General features: G+C 66.2%; 18 protein-coding genes. 7 read left to right on the forward strand and 11 right to left on the reverse strand.

Annotated elements, in window-relative coordinates:
- The 3 genes from BGP02_RS20280 to BGP02_RS20290 form a co-directional block, all read left to right on the forward strand.
- On the forward strand, positions 1–640 hold a 640-nt coding region (locus BGP02_RS20280; RefSeq protein WP_286799116.1), incomplete at its 5' end, for an NAD(P)(+) transhydrogenase (Re/Si-specific) subunit beta.
- 102 nt (positions 641–742) lie between these two features.
- Positions 743–1,504: a 5'-methylthioadenosine/adenosylhomocysteine nucleosidase gene (locus BGP02_RS20285; RefSeq protein WP_261939195.1), complete on the forward strand. Its 762-nt coding sequence runs from the start codon at positions 743–745 to the stop codon at positions 1,502–1,504.
- A 155-nt stretch (positions 1,505–1,659) separates the two neighbouring features.
- Positions 1,660–2,775 (forward strand): hypothetical protein, encoded by a 1,116-nt coding sequence (locus BGP02_RS20290; RefSeq protein ID WP_286799117.1) that lies wholly within the window; start codon positions 1,660–1,662, stop codon positions 2,773–2,775.
- A gap of 79 nt (positions 2,776–2,854) precedes the next feature.
- On the opposite strand, the gene BGP02_RS20295 is transcribed toward BGP02_RS20290, so the two are convergent.
- From BGP02_RS20295 to edd, 5 genes are all read right to left on the reverse strand, one after another.
- Positions 2,855–4,186, reverse strand: coding sequence for a THUMP domain-containing class I SAM-dependent RNA methyltransferase (locus tag BGP02_RS20295; RefSeq protein ID WP_268567285.1), 1,332 nt, complete (start codon positions 4,184–4,186; stop codon positions 2,855–2,857).
- A 49-nt stretch (positions 4,187–4,235) separates the two neighbouring features.
- Positions 4,236–4,769, reverse strand: a complete 534-nt coding sequence (locus BGP02_RS20300; RefSeq protein ID WP_017235666.1) for a gluconokinase — start codon at positions 4,767–4,769, stop codon at positions 4,236–4,238.
- Between the two features lie 70 nt (positions 4,770–4,839).
- Positions 4,840–6,195: a GntP family permease gene (locus BGP02_RS20305; RefSeq protein WP_017235665.1), complete on the reverse strand. Its 1,356-nt coding sequence runs from the start codon at positions 6,193–6,195 to the stop codon at positions 4,840–4,842.
- A gap of 104 nt (positions 6,196–6,299) precedes the next feature.
- Positions 6,300–6,926 (reverse strand): bifunctional 4-hydroxy-2-oxoglutarate aldolase/2-dehydro-3-deoxy-phosphogluconate aldolase, encoded by a 627-nt coding sequence (gene eda / locus BGP02_RS20310; RefSeq protein ID WP_017235664.1) that lies wholly within the window; start codon positions 6,924–6,926, stop codon positions 6,300–6,302.
- Positions 6,927–6,962: 36 nt separating this feature from the next.
- Positions 6,963–8,795 carry a phosphogluconate dehydratase gene (gene edd / locus BGP02_RS20315; protein ID WP_039830735.1) on the reverse strand — a complete coding sequence of 611 codons (1,833 nt, stop codon included), beginning with the start codon at positions 8,793–8,795 and terminating at the stop codon, positions 6,963–6,965.
- A gap of 302 nt (positions 8,796–9,097) precedes the next feature.
- Here edd and BGP02_RS20320 point away from each other — a divergent pair, with 302 nt between their 5' ends.
- Positions 9,098–9,943 (forward strand): MurR/RpiR family transcriptional regulator, encoded by an 846-nt coding sequence (locus BGP02_RS20320; protein WP_017235662.1) that lies wholly within the window; start codon positions 9,098–9,100, stop codon positions 9,941–9,943.
- A 61-nt stretch (positions 9,944–10,004) separates the two neighbouring features.
- On the opposite strand, the gene BGP02_RS20325 is transcribed toward BGP02_RS20320, so the two are convergent.
- From BGP02_RS20325 to BGP02_RS20335, 3 genes are all read right to left on the reverse strand, one after another.
- On the reverse strand, positions 10,005–10,985 hold the full coding sequence (locus BGP02_RS20325) for a bifunctional glyoxylate/hydroxypyruvate reductase B (RefSeq protein WP_017235661.1): 981 nt from the start codon (positions 10,983–10,985) through the stop codon (positions 10,005–10,007).
- 71 nt (positions 10,986–11,056) lie between these two features.
- Positions 11,057–11,677: a 2-hydroxychromene-2-carboxylate isomerase gene (locus tag BGP02_RS20330; protein WP_261939197.1), complete on the reverse strand. Its 621-nt coding sequence runs from the start codon at positions 11,675–11,677 to the stop codon at positions 11,057–11,059.
- Positions 11,678–11,783: 106 nt separating this feature from the next.
- Complete coding sequence (locus BGP02_RS20335; RefSeq protein WP_026132307.1) at positions 11,784–12,200, reverse strand: CopD family protein; 417 nt, start codon at positions 12,198–12,200, stop codon at positions 11,784–11,786.
- A gap of 301 nt (positions 12,201–12,501) precedes the next feature.
- On the opposite strand from BGP02_RS20335, the gene ruvC reads away from it, so the two are divergent.
- From ruvC to BGP02_RS20350, 3 genes are all read left to right on the forward strand, one after another.
- Positions 12,502–13,044, forward strand: coding sequence for a crossover junction endodeoxyribonuclease RuvC (gene ruvC, locus BGP02_RS20340; protein WP_017235658.1), 543 nt, complete (start codon positions 12,502–12,504; stop codon positions 13,042–13,044).
- A 136-nt stretch (positions 13,045–13,180) separates the two neighbouring features.
- On the forward strand, positions 13,181–14,251 hold the full coding sequence (gene ruvB / locus BGP02_RS20345; protein ID WP_026132306.1) for a Holliday junction branch migration DNA helicase RuvB: 1,071 nt from the start codon (positions 13,181–13,183) through the stop codon (positions 14,249–14,251).
- A gap of 36 nt (positions 14,252–14,287) precedes the next feature.
- Complete coding sequence (locus BGP02_RS20350; protein ID WP_083902410.1) at positions 14,288–15,274, forward strand: oxygenase MpaB family protein; 987 nt, start codon at positions 14,288–14,290, stop codon at positions 15,272–15,274.
- 103 nt (positions 15,275–15,377) lie between these two features.
- Here BGP02_RS20350 and BGP02_RS20355 read toward each other — a convergent pair whose 3' ends face one another.
- The 3 genes from BGP02_RS20355 to dtd all read right to left on the reverse strand — a co-directional run bounded on the left by BGP02_RS20355 (position 15,378) and on the right by dtd (position 17,427).
- Positions 15,378–16,079 carry a histidine phosphatase family protein gene (locus BGP02_RS20355; RefSeq protein ID WP_051060347.1) on the reverse strand — a complete coding sequence of 234 codons (702 nt, stop codon included), beginning with the start codon at positions 16,077–16,079 and terminating at the stop codon, positions 15,378–15,380.
- 70 nt (positions 16,080–16,149) lie between these two features.
- On the reverse strand, positions 16,150–16,776 hold the full coding sequence (locus BGP02_RS20360) for a YbhB/YbcL family Raf kinase inhibitor-like protein (RefSeq protein ID WP_017235654.1): 627 nt from the start codon (positions 16,774–16,776) through the stop codon (positions 16,150–16,152).
- A gap of 183 nt (positions 16,777–16,959) precedes the next feature.
- The gene (gene dtd, locus BGP02_RS20365) at positions 16,960–17,427 is read right to left on the reverse strand and encodes a D-aminoacyl-tRNA deacylase (protein WP_017235653.1); all 468 of its coding nucleotides are present in this window, start codon (positions 17,425–17,427) and stop codon (positions 16,960–16,962) included.
- Positions 17,428–17,469 lie beyond the last annotated feature (42 nt).

The raw sequence follows: 17,469 nt of genomic DNA on the forward strand, positions 1-17,469 counted from the left end.
GATCCTGTCGTACATCATGTGCAAAGCCATGAATCGCTCGTTCTTCAACGTGCTTCTCGGCGGGTTCGGTGCAACGCCGGGCGCGAGCCCTGCGGGCGGCGCGCAACAACAACGGCCGGTGAAGTCGGGTTCGCCTGACGACGCCGCGTTCCTGATGAGCAACGCGGAATCGCTGGTGATCGTGCCGGGTTACGGCCTGGCCGTCGCCCGCGCGCAGCACGCCCTGAAGGAGTTGACCGACAAGCTCACCGAGAAGGGGGTGAATGTGCGCTACGCCATTCACCCGGTGGCAGGGCGCATGCCGGGTCATATGAACGTGCTGCTCGCCGAAGCCGAAGTGCCGTACGATCAGGTGCTGGAGATGGACGAGATCAACGGCGAATTCGGCCAGACGGACGTGGTGCTGGTGCTCGGCGCGAACGACGTGGTGAACCCGGCCGCGAAGAACGATCCGACATCGCCGATCGCCGGCATGCCGATTCTCGAGGCGTACAAGGCCAAGACGATCATCGTCAACAAGCGTTCGATGGCGGCGGGCTATGCCGGTCTCGATAACGAGTTGTTCTATCTCGACAAGACCATGATGGTGTTCGGCGACGCGAAGAAGGTCGTCGAGGAAATGGTCAAGGCCGTCGACTAAGGCGACACGTTCGCCATCGGCCGGACTGCGGGGCTGCACGGGAAGGTGACCGGCAGCCCCGCGCTACAATGCGCGCTCCTCATTGCTCCCAGGAACCGCGCCATGACGCTCGGCATTGTCGCCGCTCTCCACGAAGAAATTACCGATCTGCTCGCCGAGATGGCGCCCGGCGCGCACGTCGAGTCCATCGGTATGCGCGACTACCACGTGGGCAAGCTGCATGGCCATGACTGTGTCGTCGTGCTCGCACGTGTCGGCAAGGTTGCGGCGGCCGCCACGACCGCCGCGCTGATTCACCGGTTCGCGATCGACGAGCTCGTTTTCACAGGCGTGGCCGGCGGACTCGCGCATGGGTTGTCGGTCGGCGACATCGTCGTGGCCGACACGCTCGTGCAGCACGACATGGACGCCAGCCCCCTCTTCCCTCGTTTCGAAATCCCGCTGCTCGGGCGCGACACCTTCGCCAGCGCACCGCCGCTGCGCGACGCCCTGGCGAAAGCGGCGCGCGACTGGCTCGCCGAGGAGATGGCGACGCAAGTGCCTGTCGCGCTGCGCACCGAGTGGCAGATGAGCGCCCCGCGCGTGCACGTCGGGCAAGTCGCGAGCGGCGATCAGTTCGTCTCCAGCGCGGGCGAGGTCAGCCGGCTGCGCGACGCGCTGCCGCAGACCCTCGCCGTGGAGATGGAAGGGGCCGCCGTGGCACAGGTGTGTCACGAGTACGGCGTTCCGTTCGCGGTGATGCGCACGCTCTCCGATAGCGCCGACGACACCGCCCACGTCGACTTCCCGCGCTTTCTGCGCGAGGTGGCCAGCCATTACTCGCACGGCATCCTGCGCCGCTTCCTGACCGAACGGCGCGCATGATCCGGGGACCCGCCGCGGACCATCCGAGCGCTTCACCATCGGACCCTTCGAGGCGTCCGTCCCCGTTTGGACAATGACGGCGCACGATCTCGATACCTCGCATCGAACGCCTTCCCGACAATGCCATCTCTTGCATTGTCCGAAGGAGAGTCCCGATGAACTTGGAAAATCATCATGTCGGCACAGGCGCAACGGCGCGTCTGAGTACGCCGGCATTGGCGCCGATCTATCGAACGATGGCCTGGAGCGACGTCGTCCAGATCCGCGCCCTCAACCCCAAGTGCAATCCGACGAAGGCGGCAATCACCCTTGCCGCCGAACATCCGGACAGCGTGTTCGGACGCGAAATCGATTGCAACGTCGGCAGGACGGCCGTCGGCGAACCGGCCCTCAACGCGCAGCAGCAATTGGCACTGCGCCGGCTGGCCGTGCTCGAAGACCACGAGGTCACGGTCGATTCGCTCAGGGATGCGGGCCTGCCCACTGCCCTTGCCGTCGATCTCGTGCAGCGCCTGTGCGCACGCCCGACGGGTTGGTCCCTCTTCGAGCGGCTCGTGATCACGCCGACGCTGAACGACTGGGCGCGATCCGTACTGGAACGTCAGGACCCCGTTCACGTGGCCGACGACGTGCTGACGCTGCGCATCCTGCAGGCGTTCGGTCACGACGTCGCCGTGCCGTGGACGTTCGACGTCACCAACAAGTGGGTGTACTTCTACAGCGTATCGTCGGGCGACACGGGGTGCCTCACGCGACTGCTCAATACGGCGACACGCGATCGACCGGACGATAGTGCCCGGCGCGAGGCATGCCGCAAGGCCTATCAGGCGCTGGCATATACGCATTTCGGCGCAGACGGCCAGCTCTGGCCGCATTGGGAAGCGAGAGACGACACCTGGGAGATTTACCCGGATCCGCGCGGCGAAACCTTCCGTGACGACATCGTGTCCGAGAACGCCATCACCTGCGAGACGGAGCGGTGGCTCCGGAACGTTACACCCGTCGGATTCATGAACGTTTCCGGCCACTCGCCGCGCACCGGCCTCGACTACGACAGCGATCTGTCGGACCCGGACAACGTGACGTGCGATCCAGAGCGCGCTCGGGTCTCGCCGAGCGAACTGCGCGTGCGCCTCGCAACGCTGGCGGCGCAGCGACGCGGGGAGACGCAAGCCGCATTGGCGGTATCGCTTGCACCACCTGCACCACCTCCATCACTTGCCCCCTCTTCAGCCAGGCGGGTCGCCTGGTCTCCCGCCACCGACCAGTAGCCACGACGCGCCCGTCGCGCACAAAGCAAAAGACCGGCGGCCGCCGGTCTTTGTCGTAACGTCGAACGAGACGATTCGCTTACGCTTGCGGCGCGCCCGCCTCGTCCTTGCCTTCGCTCTTGCCCTCACTTTCCGCGCGCTTGCGCACCGAGCCGGCAATCAGGTCGAAGCGGAACAGACGGCATTCGAGCGCGCCGTTGAACAGCGGCGTACGACGCGATTCGCGCAGACGCATCTGTCCAGGCAGGCTCATGTCGGCCGTCAGCAGGTAGGCACTCCAGCCCGTGAAGCGCTGCTTGAGCGCGTCGCCGAAGGCGCGGAAGAATGCCGCGTCGACACCGTCCGGCTGATTGCGCTGGAACTGACCGCCGCGATTGCCCTGCATGTCCGGCGATTCGTCGCCGTCATCGGCGTCGCGCGATCCGCGACGTCCGCGCACTTCGATACGCTCGCCGTACGGCGGATTGGCGACGATGATGCCGGGTCGATCCACCGGGGGCGACATATCGCGCGCATCCACCTGCTTGAGGCCGATGTCGCCCACGCCCGCACGCTCCAGGTTGGCGCGGGCCTTGGCCAGCATGTCGCCCGAGATATCGCTGCCGAAAATCGTCGGCGGCACACCGCGCACGCGGGCATCGCGTTGCGCTTCGGTGGCCTGCACCTTCAGCGCCTGCCATGCCGTGATGTCATAGCCCTTGAGCTTCTCGAAGCCAAAGCGGCGCTCGGCACCCGCGGGCACGCCCAACGCAATCTGCGCCGCTTCCGCGAGGAAGGTGCCGCTGCCGCACATCGGGTCGTACAGCACCATGTCGGCCGCCGTGTCGGTGCGCCAGCCGGCCAGACGCAGAATGCCCGCAGCCAGATTCTCGCGCAGCGGGGCCGCCCCCTTGTCCAGGCGCCAGCCGCGCTTGAACAGCGCTTCGCCCGAAGTATCGAGATAGAGGGTAGCGTCGGTGGCGGTCAGGAAGGCGAACACCCGCACGTCGGGCTGCGACGTATCGATGTTCGGCCGCGTGCCGGTCTTCTCGCGCAGGCGGTCGCACACAGCGTCCTTGATCCGCAGCGTGACGAATTCGAGGCTGCGCACCGGCGCCTTGATGCCGGTGACGTCCACGCGCAGCGTCTGCTGGGACGAAAACCACTCTTCCCAGCGCTGACGCAAGGCGAAGTCGTAAATGTCCTGTTCGGTGCGGTACGCCTGCTGTGCGATGCGCAGCAGCACGCGGCTCGCGATGCGCGAATGCAGGTTGGCGGCCATGCCGGCGGCCCACGGACCGGCGAAATGCACGCCACCGGGCACCTGCTTGCCCACCGACACGGGCGCCAGACGTCCCAGCTCTGCCAATTCGGCGGCGAGCGCCTCTTCCAGTCCGCGAGGACAGGGCGCGAAGAATTCGAAGGAAGCCATTTCGATGCGTACGACCGGCACGCGAAGTGCCGGCGGAGGGAATAAACCGCTATTGTACGCGCGCCGACCCGGCCGGCGTCAGCGCCGCGCCACCGGGGCAGGCGGCGAGTTTGTGCAACAGCGTCTCGACGATGGCGTCGGGCGACTCGCGGATGTCGATCACCAACGCGTCGCGCGGTTCTTCGAGCGTGTCGAACTGGCTTTGCAACAGCGCCGGGTCGAAGAAATGCCCGCCACGCGACGCCAGGCGCTCGCCGATCACCTCGGGGGCCCCCTTCAGGTAGACGAACACGACGTCGCCGTCGTGCTCGCCCAGCACGTCGCGATAGCGCGAGCGCAACGCCGAACACGCGAACACGTGGTGACGCCCCGCCACGCGGCGCGCAACGATCGCCTCGCGAATCGCCGCCAGCCACGGGGCGCGGTCGTTGTCGTTAAGCGCCTCACCGCGCCGCATCTTTTCGATGTTCGCGGCGCTGTGAAACGAATCCGCGTCGGAAAACCCGCAGCCCAGACGCTCGGCAAGTCGTTGCCCGACCGTGCTCTTGCCGCTGCCCGATACGCCCATTACCACGACGATCATGGCTCGCCTCCTTGTAACCGGCTGACTCGCGTCAGCGTATTGACGCTGTTGCACGCCCTGCATCGCTACCTCACACCACCGTGGCGAGGCCGAGCGTCAGCAGCAACGCCACAACCGAAATGATCGTCTCGCACACCGTCCAGGTCTTGAAGGTCTGCGGCACGGTCATGTTGAAATATTCCTTGACCAGCCAGAAGCCGCCGTCGTTGACGTGCGACAGGATCAGCGAGCCCGCGCCCGTGGCCAGCACCATCAATTCCGGTTTCACGGTGGCACCGGCGGCCGCCGCGATCGGTGCGACGATGCCGCACGCCGTGGTCATGGCCACCGTGGCCGAGCCCGTCGCGATACGAATCAGCACCGCCACCAGCCAGCCCAACAGCAGCGGCGAGAGGTGGGCGTTCGTCGCGACATCGACGATCGCCTTCGACACGCCGCTGTCCATCAGGATACGCCCGAAACCGCCACCCGCTCCCACCACCAGCGTAATCGTGGCGATCGGCGCCAGACACTCGTTGGTGAACTTCAGGATGTGGTCGCGATTGAAACCGCGCTGCTTGCCGAACGTGAAGAAGCTCACGAGCGTGGCGATCAGCAACGCCATCACCGAGTTGCCGATCAGGCGCAGAAATTCGTTGGCAAACGTCTTCGGCGCGAAGAACAGGTCGGCCCAGCTACCGATGAGCATCAGGATCACCGGCAGCAGGATCGTGAACAGCGTGATGCCGAAGCCCGGCAGTTCGTTCAGCGCACGGTCCTTTTCGACGAACTGCGAGAGCAGCGGATTGTCCGGATTGGGCACCACGTGGCGCGCCATGAGCTTTGCGAACAGCGGGCCGGCAATGGCCGCCGTCGGAATGCCGACGATCAGCGCGTACATGATGGTGTGACCGATGTCCGCGTTGTAGGCGGTCACGGCGAGCAACGCGGCCGGGTGCGGCGGAATCAGGCCGTGCACGACCGACAGGCCCGCCACCATCGGAATGCCCACGAGCACCATCGACGTACCGGTCCGCTTGGCGACGTTGAACGCAATCGGAATCAGCAGCACGAAACCGACTTCGAAGAACACCGGCAGACCGACGATGAACGCGATCACGACCATCGCCCAGTGCACGTTCTTCTCACCGAAAGCGCCGATGAGCGTGCGCGCAATGCGCTCGGCCCCGCCCGACTCGGCCATCATCTTGCCGAGCATCGTGCCAAGCCCCACCACCAGCGCAATGTGCCCCAGCGTGTTGCCCACGCCTGTCTCGAACGCCTTGACGATTCCCCCCATCGGCATACCCACCGCCAGCCCGAGCACGAGCGAGACGACGATCAGCGTGATGAACGGATTCAGTTTGAAACGCGCGATCAGCAGAATCAGCGCGATTACCGCGACTAGCGCGTACACCAGCAGCAAGTTGCCTTGCACCGCGACCATGGGGGGTCTCCTCGTTTGGCTAGATGGGCGAATGCCCGAAGGGCTTGCGCCCGATTATTGGAATTGTGGGATGTGATGCGTTGCTTCGATGAAACCGGTGTTGCCTAGCGGCGCGGCAAGGCAGTCGCCGCTCGCGCGAGACGCGTAATGCCGTCCCAGTCCTGCGCGTCCACGAGCGCCTTGGGGGTGAGCCACGATCCCCCCACGCACACCACATTGGGTTGCGCGAGATACGACGGCGCCGACTCGGCGCTGATACCGCCCGTCGGGCAGAAACGCACGTGCCGGAACGGCCCGTAAAGGGCCTTGAGCATCGGCACGCCCCCCGACGGTTCGGCCGGGAAGAACTTCACCGTGTCGTAGCCATCGGCGAGCGCCGCGAGAATGTCGGACGGCGTCACCACGCCCGGCAGCAACGGCAGACCTGCTGCCTTGGCCGCCGCGCCCAGCGCGCTCGTGTAGCCCGGCGAGACGCCGAAGCGCGCGCCGGCCGCCACGGCCTGCGCCATTTCTTCCGGGCGTGTGAGCGTGCCCACGCCGACAATCAGTTCGTCGGACAGCCCCGCCACATGGCGAATGACGTCCATCGCGGCCGGGGTGCGCAGCGTGATTTCGAGGACCCGCACGCCGCCCGCGAGCAGCGCGCGCGAGACCTGCTCGCCCTGCTCGACGCTGTCGAACTGGAGCACCGGAACCACGGGGCCGGCACGAACGATGTCATTGATGTCCATTACGTTTTCCTTGAATGCAGCGACGTGACCGGCACGTCACTCAGAACCGAAGAACACGGACGCGCCGGCTTCAGCCGCGCCCACCGCCGCGCGCATGTGACCGAAGAGCAGACGCCCGGTGTCGTCGCCCGAGACCGGCACCTCTGCCATCTCACGCGCCTCCCATACCTGCGGGGCCACCTCGGCGTGCAGCATGCCGGCGTTCGCGTCGAGCACGATCAGATCGCCGTCGCGCACCCGTGCCAGCGGGCCGCCGCCCGATGCTTCAGGCGACACGTGAATCACGGCGGGCACCTTGCCCGAGGCGCCGGACATCCGGCCATCGGTCACGAGTGCCACCGCAAACCCTTCGTCCTGCAAAACACCGAGTAGCGGAGTGAGGCGGTGCAGCTCGGGCATGCCATTGGCGCGCGGCCCCTGGCCACGCAGCACCACGACCACGTCGCGACGCAATTCACCGGCGTCGAACGCGGTCTGAACCGCTTCCTGCGACGCAAATACGCGTGCCGTTGCGGCCACGCGCCGATGTTCCGGCTTGACCGCCGACACCTTGATGACGCCGCGTCCCAGATTGCCGTGCATGAGCCGCAATCCGCCATCGGGGGCGAACGGTTCGGCATGGCCGCGCAGGACGTCACGATCACCACTGTAGGCGCTACCGGCGCGCCACGCCAGTCCATCGGGCGACAGCCACGGCTCGGCGCGGTAGCGCGCGAGGCCCGGACCGGCCACGGTCTTGACGTCGTCGTGCAGCAGGCCCGCGTCGAGCAATTCGCCGATCAGGAAGCCCATGCCACCCGCCGCGTGGAAATGATTCACGTCGGCCTTGCCGTTCGGATAGACGCGCGCCATGAGCGGCACCACGGCCGACAACGCGTCGAAATCGTCCCAATCGATGATGACGCCCGCCGCGCGGGCCATCGCCACCAGATGGAGCGTGTGATTGGTGGAACCGCCCGTGGCCAGCAGGCCGACGATGCCGTTGACGACGGCACGCTCGTCGACCACATGGCCGATCGGGGTGTAGTCGGGCGTGTCGGCGCCGATGGCCAGCACGCGCGCGAGGGCGGCGTCGGTCAGTGCGTCGCGAAGCGGCATGTGCGGATGCACGAAGGCCGCGCCCGGCAGGTGCAGGCCCATGATTTCCATCAGGAGCTGATTGCTGTTGGCGGTGCCGTAGAACGTGCAGGTGCCTGCGCCGTGATAGGCCTGCGACTCGGCTTCGAGCAGCGCGTCGCGGCCGACCTTGCCCGTGGCATACGCCTGGCGGATCTTGGCCTTCTCGTCATTCGACAAGCCGCTCGCCATCGGACCAGCCGGCACGAAAATCGTCGGCAGATGACCGAATTGCAGGGCACCGATCACGAGACCCGGCACGATCTTGTCGCAAACACCGAGCATCAGCGCGGCATCGAACATGTTGTGCGAGAGCGCGACCGCCGTACTCATGGCGATGATCTCGCGCGAGAACAGCGACAGCTCCATGCCTGCGTTACCTTGCGTGACGCCGTCGCACATCGCCGGCACCCCGCCCGCGACCTGCACCGTGGCGCCGAGCTTGCGCGCGGCTTCGCGCAAACGCGCCGGATACGACTCATATGGCTGATGTGCCGAGAGCATGTCGTTGTAAGCCGTGACGACGCCGACGTTCGGACGACGCTGTTCGCGCAGGACGAGCTTGTCATTGGCCGGCATGGCGGCGAATCCGTGCGCCAGATTGGCACAGGACAGCGCGCCGCGCTGCGGGAAGCGTCCGGCGCTGGCGTCGATGCGGGCCAGATACGCCGCACGCGTGTCGCGGCTGCGCGCGGCAATGCGCGCCGTGACGGCCATTACGGTCGGGTGCAGGGGCTTCTTTTGCTCAGACATCATGCCGGGGAACGGAAATTGCGCCGCACCCAGGGGCAGGTGCGATTCGGAGCGGAGTTTAGTAGAAATTCTACATCGCATCAATCGAAAGACATCGGCATCCGGGCTTGTCCCTAGTGTTATCCAATAGTTACGTCGAATTTTACCGCATCAAGAAACATAACCCCATAATATGAAATGCTGATTTCATGTAGTTTTTGTACATTCTCGCCGCAACATGCACACGTGCCGATCCGCGCCCGCACTGCGGCGCCGGGACCTGCGGGTGCTATAGTGGGCGCCTGCTTTTGTCGACGCCTGCCATGCTGAACCGAATCAAAGCCACGCTGACCCAATTGCGCCCGTCCGAGCGCAAGCTCGCGACCTATGTGCTGGATGCGCCGCGCGAAGTCGTCGATCTGTCGATGAACGAACTCGCCGAACGCGCCAGCGTCAGCCAACCGACAATCGCCCGGTTCTGTCAGGCGGTGGGTTGCAGCGGCTATCGGGAGTTCAAGATCCGGCTGGCGCAGGGCATCGCGCAAGGGGTGCCGTTCGTACACCGCGACGTCCGCCCCGACGAACCGGTGCCGGGCATCGCCAGCAAGGTGCTCGACCGCACCATCGGCAGTCTCATGCAGGTTCGCAACAATCTCTCGCCCGACAGTATCGGGCAAGCCATCGAGCTGCTTGCCGGGGCACGGCGCATCGAGTTCTATGGCGCGGGGGCGTCGGGGATTGCCGCACAGGACATGCAGCACAAGTTCTTCCGGCTCGGGGTGCCCGCCGTGGCATATAGCGACCCGCATGTCTACGGAATGTCGGCCGCGCTGCTGCGACAAGGGGATGTGGTGGTGGCAATCTCCAACACCGGGCGCACGCAGGATCTGCTTGAAGCCGTCCAGTTGGCGCGAACGGCGGGCGCGAGCGTGATTGCAATCACGCACAGCAACTCGCCACTGGCGCGGCAGGCGAGCGTCGCGCTCTTCGCCGATGTCGACGAAGACACCGACGTCTACTCGCCACTGACCTCGCGTATCGCGCATCTCGCCATTGGCGACGTGCTCGCCGTGGGCATGGCGCTGCGCCTGGGCGATCGCCTGCCCGCCCAACTCGCCCGCGCGAAGGAAGTCATCAATCGCCGCCGGACGACGAACGAAGGGCGATAGCCACGGCTATCGCCTCACCCTCGTCATTTCGCATCGCTTAAGGTCAGCGCCTATGCCGCGCTCAGCGCTGCTGTGCCTGCGGATTGACGGCGTTCTGTAATGGCTTGCCGGTCAGCGCAGCAACGAGGTTGTCCGCCGCGCACGCGGCCATGGCATGGCGCGTCTCGTGTGTTGCCGAACCGATATGCGGCAGCGCGACCACTTGCTTCATCTTCAGCAGCGGCGAATCGACCGACACCGGCTCGCGCTCGAACACGTCGAGGCCCGCCCCACGCAGATGGCCCGACGCCAGCGCATCGATCAGCGCCGCCTCGTCGATCACCTTGCCGCGCGCCGCGTTGATGAAAATGGCGCCCGGCTTCATCTGCGCGAATTCGTTCGCTCCGATCAACCGTTCCGTCGCCGGCGATAGCGGTACGAGCGTCACGACAAAGTCGGCTTCGGCCAGCAACGCCGGAAGTGCCCGGTGCCGAGCGCCGTAGGCCTGCTCCGCAGCCTCGTTGCGCGAACGGTTGCTGTACAACACCTTCATGCCGAAGCCGAGCGCGGCACGACGCGCGACCGCGCCGCCGATGCGGCCCATGCCGACGATGCCAAGCGTCTTGCCTTGCACGTCGGTACCGAAATGTGCCTCGTCGAGACTCGCCGTCCAACCGCCCGACTTCACCAGTTCGGCCAGTTCGACGACGCGCCGGGCACTCGACAGAATCAGGGCGAAGACGGTATCCGCCGTGGTTTCCGTCAGCACATCGGGGGTATTCATCAGCACGATGCCGCGACGCGTGAGATCGGCCACGTCGAATTGATCGTAGCCCACGGAAATGGTGGCCCAGGCCTTGAGCCTGGGTGCGGCGTCCAGCAATGCGGGCGTGACGTTCATGCCCCCGCCGATGGCGCCCTCGGCGCGGCCCAACGCCGCCAGGAATGCCGCGCGATTGCCGTCGTTCACCCCGTCGAATTCCGTCAGCGTAAAGGTTTCGGCCAACCGCGCGCGCACATCCGGCGGCACGCTCTTGTACAGCACCACTTCCGGAAGACTCATCCTCTTCACTCCTTGGGAGGTTGCCGCTACCCGCACCCGCGGGCACCGGACGACACGTTCGGTATGCCGGATCAGCGCCGAGTGCCCTGAGCGTCGGCAAAAGCCCGTTCGAGAAAATCGAGGCGGTCCTGGCCCCAGTAGGGCTGGCCGTCGAACACGAACCACGGCGCGCCGAAGACGCCGGCGCGTTCGGCGTCGTCGGTGTTGGCGTCGTAGGCCGCCTGCACGCCGGCCGTCTTCGACGCCGCGAGCAGCGATGCGCCGTCGAGCGACAGGCTGTCGGCGATCGCCTGCAACGTTGCCTCGTCGGCGATGTTGCGCTCCTCGGCCCACAGCGCCGTCGAAATGGCCGCCGTCAGCGCGAGCGCCTTGTCCGTGCCATGCGCGAGCTGCGCGGCGACGATCAAACGCGCCGCCGGATCGCCCGCCACCGGAAAGTACTTCGGTTCCAGGTTGAGTGGCACGCCGAGATAGCGGGACCAGCGCGCCAGCTCGACCAGACGATACGCTTGGCGCTGCGGCGCACGCTTGGCCAGCGGCAGGCCGCCCGAGCCGGCGAAGATGCGCCCGATATCCATCGGCTTCAACTGGATCTGCACGTCGTAGCGACGTGCCAGTTCGACAAAGCGGGCCTGCCCCATGTAGACATAGGGCGACGGCGGCGCCACGAAATAATCGCAGGTCAGACTCACGGCAGACTCCTCTCGGGTATTGGTGGTGGGCGCGGGTGGGCGCGCGATGGTGCGGTGGCCAGTGCTGGCGATGTGCGACGACGTGGGTGAAAAATGATCCGGCGCGTCAGAACGGCTTGACGACCACGAGGATCACCGCCGCGAGCAGCGCCAGCACCGGAAATTCGTTGAAATAGCGATACCAGCGATGCGAATGTGTGTTGCGACCGGTTTCGAATTTGCGCAGCAGACGGCCGCACGCATGGTGGTACCCCAGCAGCAACACCACGATGAGCAGCTTGGCGTGCAACCAGCCGCCGTAGCGTCCGATCCCGTAGTACAGCCAGAGGATCAGTCCGAAAGCGAGCGCGGGCACCGCCAGTATCGTCATGAAGCGATAGAGCTTGCGGGCCATGAGCAGCAGGCGCTGCGTGGCAGCGGGATCGCTCTCCATCGCGAGGTTGACGAAGATGCGCGGCAGGTAGAACAGGCCGGCGAACCACGAGGCGACGAAAACGATATGGAGCGCTTTGATCCAGAGCATCGGGGACGGGCGGCCCGCACGCAGGCCGTCGAATATTTTGAACAGCAAACAATGTACAACAATCCGTCGCGCCGCGAAGGGCAACGTCCCGTGCATTCAGGCTCGGGCACCGCGACAAATCGACGCGACGCGGCCCGCGGCGTTATCGCGCACCGGGTTGTCATCCGCTGGGGTGCGGCGTCATCGCGTCTCACCCGATGAAACACACCTTGAGCGACGCCCTCGCGCGGCTGTGCCAGAATACGGGCCATATTGGCGTCTTCGCCCCGCATCGGTCGGTTTTCCGATCATTGGCCCCCGCATGAGAATTCTTGGCATCGACCCCGGGCTGCGTGTCACTGGCTTCGGCGTGCTCGAAAAGCACGGCAACCGTCTGCAGTACGTGACGAGCGGCGTCATACGCACCGGCGAAGGCACACTGCCCGCGCGGCTGCGCATCATCTTCGAGAGCGTGGCGGAACTGGTCGACACCTATCGGCCCGATCAGGCGGCCATCGAGAAGGTGTTCGTCAACGTCAATCCGCAATCCACGCTGCTGCTTGGACAAGCGCGCGGCGCGGCGATCACAGCGCTGTCGGTCGGCGGGCTCGAGGTCTTCGAATACACGCCGATGCAGCTCAAGCAAGCGGTGGTCGGCTACGGACGCGCCCGAAAGGAGCAGGTCCAGGAGATGGTCACCCGTCTGCTCACGCTCACCGGAACCCCCGGCAAGGATGCGGCCGACGCGCTGGGCGTCGCCATCTGCCATGCGCACAGCGGCGAGACGTACTCGGCACTGGCCGGCGTCGCCCCGACCCTTGCGGCCAAGGGCCTGCGCGTGCGGCGCGGTCGTCTGGTCGGCTGAGCGGCACCACCGCCGTTGCGGTTGCCCTTACGCGTGCGCTTGCCGTGGCGGTTGCCATCACGGTCATCGTCGTACGTCGCGGCATACCGTGCTGCCTCACGCCGGCAAGCGACGTCCGAAGCGCTACAATGCAGCCATGATCGAAACCGACAAACTCGCCGCCGAGCGCATCATTGCGCCGACCCCGGCCTCGCCTAACGAAGAAGCCTTCGAGCGCGCGCTGCGTCCCAAGCTGCTCGACGAATATGTCGGTCAGCGCAAGGTGCGCGGCCAGTTGGAGATCTTCATCGAGGCCGCGCGCAAGCGCTCGGAACCGCTCGACCACGTGCTGCTGTTCGGGCCGCCGGGCCTGGGCAAGACGACGCTCGCCCACATCATCGCCCGCGAAATGGGCGTGCATTTGCGCCAGACGTCGGGGCCCGTGCTCGAGCGCCCGGGCGACCTCGCCGCGCTGCTGACCAATCTCGAAGCCAACGACGTGCTGTTCATCGACGAAATCCACCGGCTTTCGCCCGTCGTCGAGGAAATCCTGTATCCGGCGCTCGAGGATTACCAGATCGACATCATGATCGGCGAAGGCCCTGCGGCGCGCAGCGTCAAGCTCGATCTGCAACCGTTCACGCTCGTGGGAGCGACCACGCGCGCCGGCATGCTGACGAATCCGCTGCGCGACCGCTTCGGGATCGTGGCGCGTCTGGAGTTCTACACGGCCGAAGAACTGACCGGCATCGTACGCCGCTCGGCCGGCCTGCTGGGCGCGGCCATCGTCGACGACGGCGCTTTTGAGATCGCCCGCCGCGCGCGCGGCACGCCGCGTATCGCCAACCGGTTGCTGCGGCGTGTGCGCGACTACGCCGAAGTGAAGGCCGACGGGCGCATTACCGCCGCCGTGGCCGACGCCGCGCTCTCGATGCTCGACGTCGATTCGGTCGGCCTCGACGTGATGGACCGCAAGCTGCTCGAAGCCGTGCTCCACAAGTTCGACGGCGGCCCCGTGGGCGTGGACAACCTCGCCGCCGCCATCGGCGAAGAGCGCGACACCATCGAAGACGTGATCGAGCCGTACCTGATCCAGCAGGGCTTCCTGCAACGCACACCTCGCGGGCGCGTCGCGACACTTGCCGCGTATCGTCACTTCGGACTGGCCGCCCCTGGCAGTGCGCCGGACAGCAGCTCGCTCTGGTCGCCCGACGCCACCGGCAAGTGAAACCTGCCGCTTTGACATCGCCACACTGAACCTCGCATGTCCTCGCACGACGACCTCCCGACACCACCTCCGGCAACGCCCTTGCGGCCTGCCGGGCCGGTCGTGGGCGTGTCGGGACGTGTGCGGCACGCCATTGCGATGCGGCTGGTGAGCCTGACCTCAGGCCCCGGCGCTCCACGACTGAACTACGACACCCCGGCTGGCGACCCCGGCCTGTTCGGCCCGGACGCCGCCTGCTGGCATGTGCATGGAGACTTCACGTCGATGATGATCGGCGGCATCAGCGCGCTGCTGATGCAGTCGTTGCACCCGCTCGCGATGGCCGGCGTCTGGGATCACTCGACCTTCCGACAGGACGTGATCGGCCGTCTGCGCCGCACGGCCACATTCATCGGCGGCACGACGTTCGGCAATACCGCCGACGCGCAGGCGCTGCTTGAGCGGGTGCGACGCATCCACCTGCAGGTCAAGGGCGTCGCCCCCGACGGGCGCCCCTACGCCGCTTACGATCCGGATCTGCTGACGTGGGTGCATGTGGCCGAGACGTCGAGCTTCCTGCGCAGCTATCTCGTCTACAAGGATCCGGCGTTCGCCCGAAGCGAGCAGGATCGTTATTACGCGGAAGTCGCGCGCATTGCGGTGGCGCTCGGCGCTCGCGACGTGCCGACGAGTGTCGCGCAGATCGACGACTATCTCGCGGCCATGCGCCCGGCCTTGTGCGCGAGCGAGCGCACCGACGAAGTCGTGCGTGTGTTGCGCAATCTGCCCGCGCCGTTCACAGGCGCGCGCCTGTTCAGCGGCGTGTTGTTTCGCGCAGGCATCGATTTGCTGCCCGACTGGTCGCAGGCGATGCTCGGCTTCGGGGAAGGGGCGACGGTACGTCGCCTGACGGTGCGGCCCGCAGTGCGTCACATGGCGCAGGTCGCCCGATGGTCGATGCGCAACAGCGTGGCGCACCGCGCGCGACGTCGCGCATTGGCGACGCCCGATGTTGTCGTCGTGCAGTCATCGCTGGAACGCTAGGCACGTCTGCGTCACGGCCCTTAGCGGATTTGGCAGACTTAGCGGACTTAGGTGACTTAGCGGCCTTACACGCCCCGACGTGCTGACCCGACCGGCCAGCCTGTCACACCACGCGCGGATCGACGCGATCCATGGCGGCAGCGCCCTCCGGCCTGTCGTTGCTTTCGTCTCGCACGGCGGCGTCCAGATGCGCGACATCCCCCCAACACAGCACTTGCCAGCGCTGGCCATCGTAGGCCAGGCGGTTCACGCTCGCATTGAGCAGCGGATAGGCTCGCGGCTCGGTCAATGCAAGCCGCGTTGCGAGCCGATAGCAGCAATCGAGCACGCCGCCATGCGCCACCAGCGCCAGATGCTTGCCCGCATAGTCGTGCAGCAGTTGCGCGACGGACTCGGTGATACGCGTGTAGAAACCTCGCGTGGACTCGCCGCCGGGAATCACGAAATCGGGATCGCGGCTCTGCCAACGCGCATAGTCTTGCGGAAATTCCGCCTGGATCTCGTCCGGCACACGGGTTTCGAAGACCCCGTAGTGACGCTCCCGCAAACTCGCGGTGCGCACCAGCGGCAAACCGCACGCGCGCGCGACGGGTTCCGCCGTCTGCACCGCTCGCTGCAAATCGCTCGTAAGCACGTGGTCGAAAACGCGCCCGCGCGCCGCCACCTCGCGTTCGATACGCTGTCCCAACAAGACCGCCTGATGCTCGCCCTCGGTCGAGAGCGGGATATCGGTGTGGCCTTGAATCCGTTTGGCGCGGTTCCAGTCAGTCTCACCGTGGCGAATCAAAGTCAGGGTCGTGGTCATGCCGGTCATCGATGCGATTGCTTGTTACGTGTGGCGTGAGTCAAAGCGAGCGGAGGCAAACGGCGCGCAGTCAGGCCAGCGCCGGATTGAGCGTGTAGGTGCCGGTCACGCGCGCCTGCCCAAGCACGTGTGGCTGAATCGCCGCGAGCACGTCGTCGCCCCCGAAACGGCCGTCGAGCGGCACACGGGCGATATCGAGCGCGTACACGGTGAAGTGGTAGTGGTGCACGATCGTGTCATTCCACGGCGGGCACGGGCCATCGTAGCCGTAGTAATCGCCGCGCATGCCCTCGTCGCCCGCAAACCAGGCGGTGTAGTCGTTGACGCCGTGACGCATGCCGTCGAGCGCGTCCGGGCCGAACTTGCCGCGCGGCGTAACGTGGTTGCTATGGCTGGCCGCCGGGATCTCGGACACCGACGCCGGCACGTCCACGAGCACCCAATGATAGAAATCGACGCGCGGCAGCGTCGCCGGCACTTCGCGACCTTCCTGGTTGACGTCGTCGCCCTGGCTCGGTACGTCGCTATCGGTGCAGATCACGACAAACGAACGGGTACCGGCCGGCGCATCGGACCACGCCAAATGGGGATTCTTGTTCTGCGACAGCGCCACGTGCGCCTGTGCATCCGGTTTGCCGAAGGCGAACTGTTCATCTATCGCCGCATTGTCGGCAAACGAGTCACTCCAGACTTTCATCGGTTTCTCCCAAGCATTGTCGTTTCGGAACTCGACGACGGTATCACACCGATGCGAATCGCGTGCGGGCCATCCCCCACAACCGGACGATTCCGAGCAATTTTCGGGATAGGCCCTGGGCGGATGCGGCCGGCGGCGCAGATAACGCGCGGTATCGGCAGCACACGCCGCCCACCCCGAACGTCAACCGGCGTCGGGACGCGTCTGAAGCCAGAACGTGACCGGTCCGTCGTTCACGAGCGAGACGCGCATGTAAGCGCCGAATTCGCCCGTTTCCACGATCGGATGGCGCGCACGCGCCTGCGTCACGAAATGATCGAAGAGCCGCTTGCCGTCGGCCGGACTGGCCGCCGGGGTGAAGCTCGGCCGGGTACCGCTGTGGGTGTCGGCCGCCAGCGTGAACTGCGAGACGAGCAGCAAGCCGCCAGCCGCGCCGTTGCCGTCGAGGCTCGACACGCTGCGGTTCATCTTGCCCGCCTCGTCCGAGAACACGCGATAGCCGAGCAGCTTAGCGAGCAGCTTGTCCGCGCTCGCTTCGGTGTCGCCGCGCTCGGCGCACACGAGGGCGAGCAGGCCCGGACCGATGGCGCCCACCGTGCGGCCATCGACCGTCACGGCGGCTTCGAGCACCCGCTGGATGAGCGCGATCATCGGCTGACCCGCGCCTGCAGGCGCCACATCAGCGGCGATCGG

The organism is Pandoraea sp. 64-18, from assembly GCF_001899225.1.
In the GTDB taxonomy this organism is placed as follows: Bacteria; Pseudomonadota; Gammaproteobacteria; order Burkholderiales; family Burkholderiaceae; genus Pandoraea; species Pandoraea cepalis.

Excerpts from the sequence above, each read along its gene's own strand:
- BGP02_RS20290 (WP_286799117.1), top strand. The coding sequence starts at position 1,660 with ATGAACTTGGAAAATCATCATGTCGGCACAGGCGCAACGGCGCGTCTG.
- ruvB (WP_026132306.1), top strand. The coding sequence starts at position 13,181 with ATGATCGAAACCGACAAACTCGCCGCCGAGCGCATCATTGCGCCGACC.
- BGP02_RS20300 (WP_017235666.1), bottom strand. The coding sequence starts at position 4,769 with ATGATCGTCGTGGTAATGGGCGTATCGGGCAGCGGCAAGAGCACGGTC.
- BGP02_RS20305 (WP_017235665.1), bottom strand. The coding sequence starts at position 6,195 with ATGGTCGCGGTGCAAGGCAACTTGCTGCTGGTGTACGCGCTAGTCGCG.
- BGP02_RS20295 (WP_268567285.1), bottom strand. The coding sequence starts at position 4,186 with ATGGCTTCCTTCGAATTCTTCGCGCCCTGTCCTCGCGGACTGGAAGAG.
- BGP02_RS20335 (WP_026132307.1), bottom strand. The coding sequence starts at position 12,200 with ATGCTCTGGATCAAAGCGCTCCATATCGTTTTCGTCGCCTCGTGGTTC.
- dtd (WP_017235653.1), bottom strand. The coding sequence starts at position 17,427 with ATGATCGCGCTCATCCAGCGGGTGCTCGAAGCCGCCGTGACGGTCGAT.
- BGP02_RS20350 (WP_083902410.1), top strand. The coding sequence starts at position 14,288 with ATGTCCTCGCACGACGACCTCCCGACACCACCTCCGGCAACGCCCTTG.
- BGP02_RS20360 (WP_017235654.1), bottom strand. The coding sequence starts at position 16,776 with ATGAAAGTCTGGAGTGACTCGTTTGCCGACAATGCGGCGATAGATGAA.
- eda (WP_017235664.1), bottom strand. The coding sequence starts at position 6,926 with ATGGACATCAATGACATCGTTCGTGCCGGCCCCGTGGTTCCGGTGCTC.
- ruvC (WP_017235658.1), top strand. The coding sequence starts at position 12,502 with ATGAGAATTCTTGGCATCGACCCCGGGCTGCGTGTCACTGGCTTCGGC.
- edd (WP_039830735.1), bottom strand. The coding sequence starts at position 8,795 with ATGTCTGAGCAAAAGAAGCCCCTGCACCCGACCGTAATGGCCGTCACG.
- BGP02_RS20285 (WP_261939195.1), top strand. The coding sequence starts at position 743 with ATGACGCTCGGCATTGTCGCCGCTCTCCACGAAGAAATTACCGATCTG.
- BGP02_RS20355 (WP_051060347.1), bottom strand. The coding sequence starts at position 16,079 with ATGACCACGACCCTGACTTTGATTCGCCACGGTGAGACTGACTGGAAC.
- BGP02_RS20325 (WP_017235661.1), bottom strand. The coding sequence starts at position 10,985 with ATGAGTCTTCCGGAAGTGGTGCTGTACAAGAGCGTGCCGCCGGATGTG.
- BGP02_RS20320 (WP_017235662.1), top strand. The coding sequence starts at position 9,098 with ATGCTGAACCGAATCAAAGCCACGCTGACCCAATTGCGCCCGTCCGAG.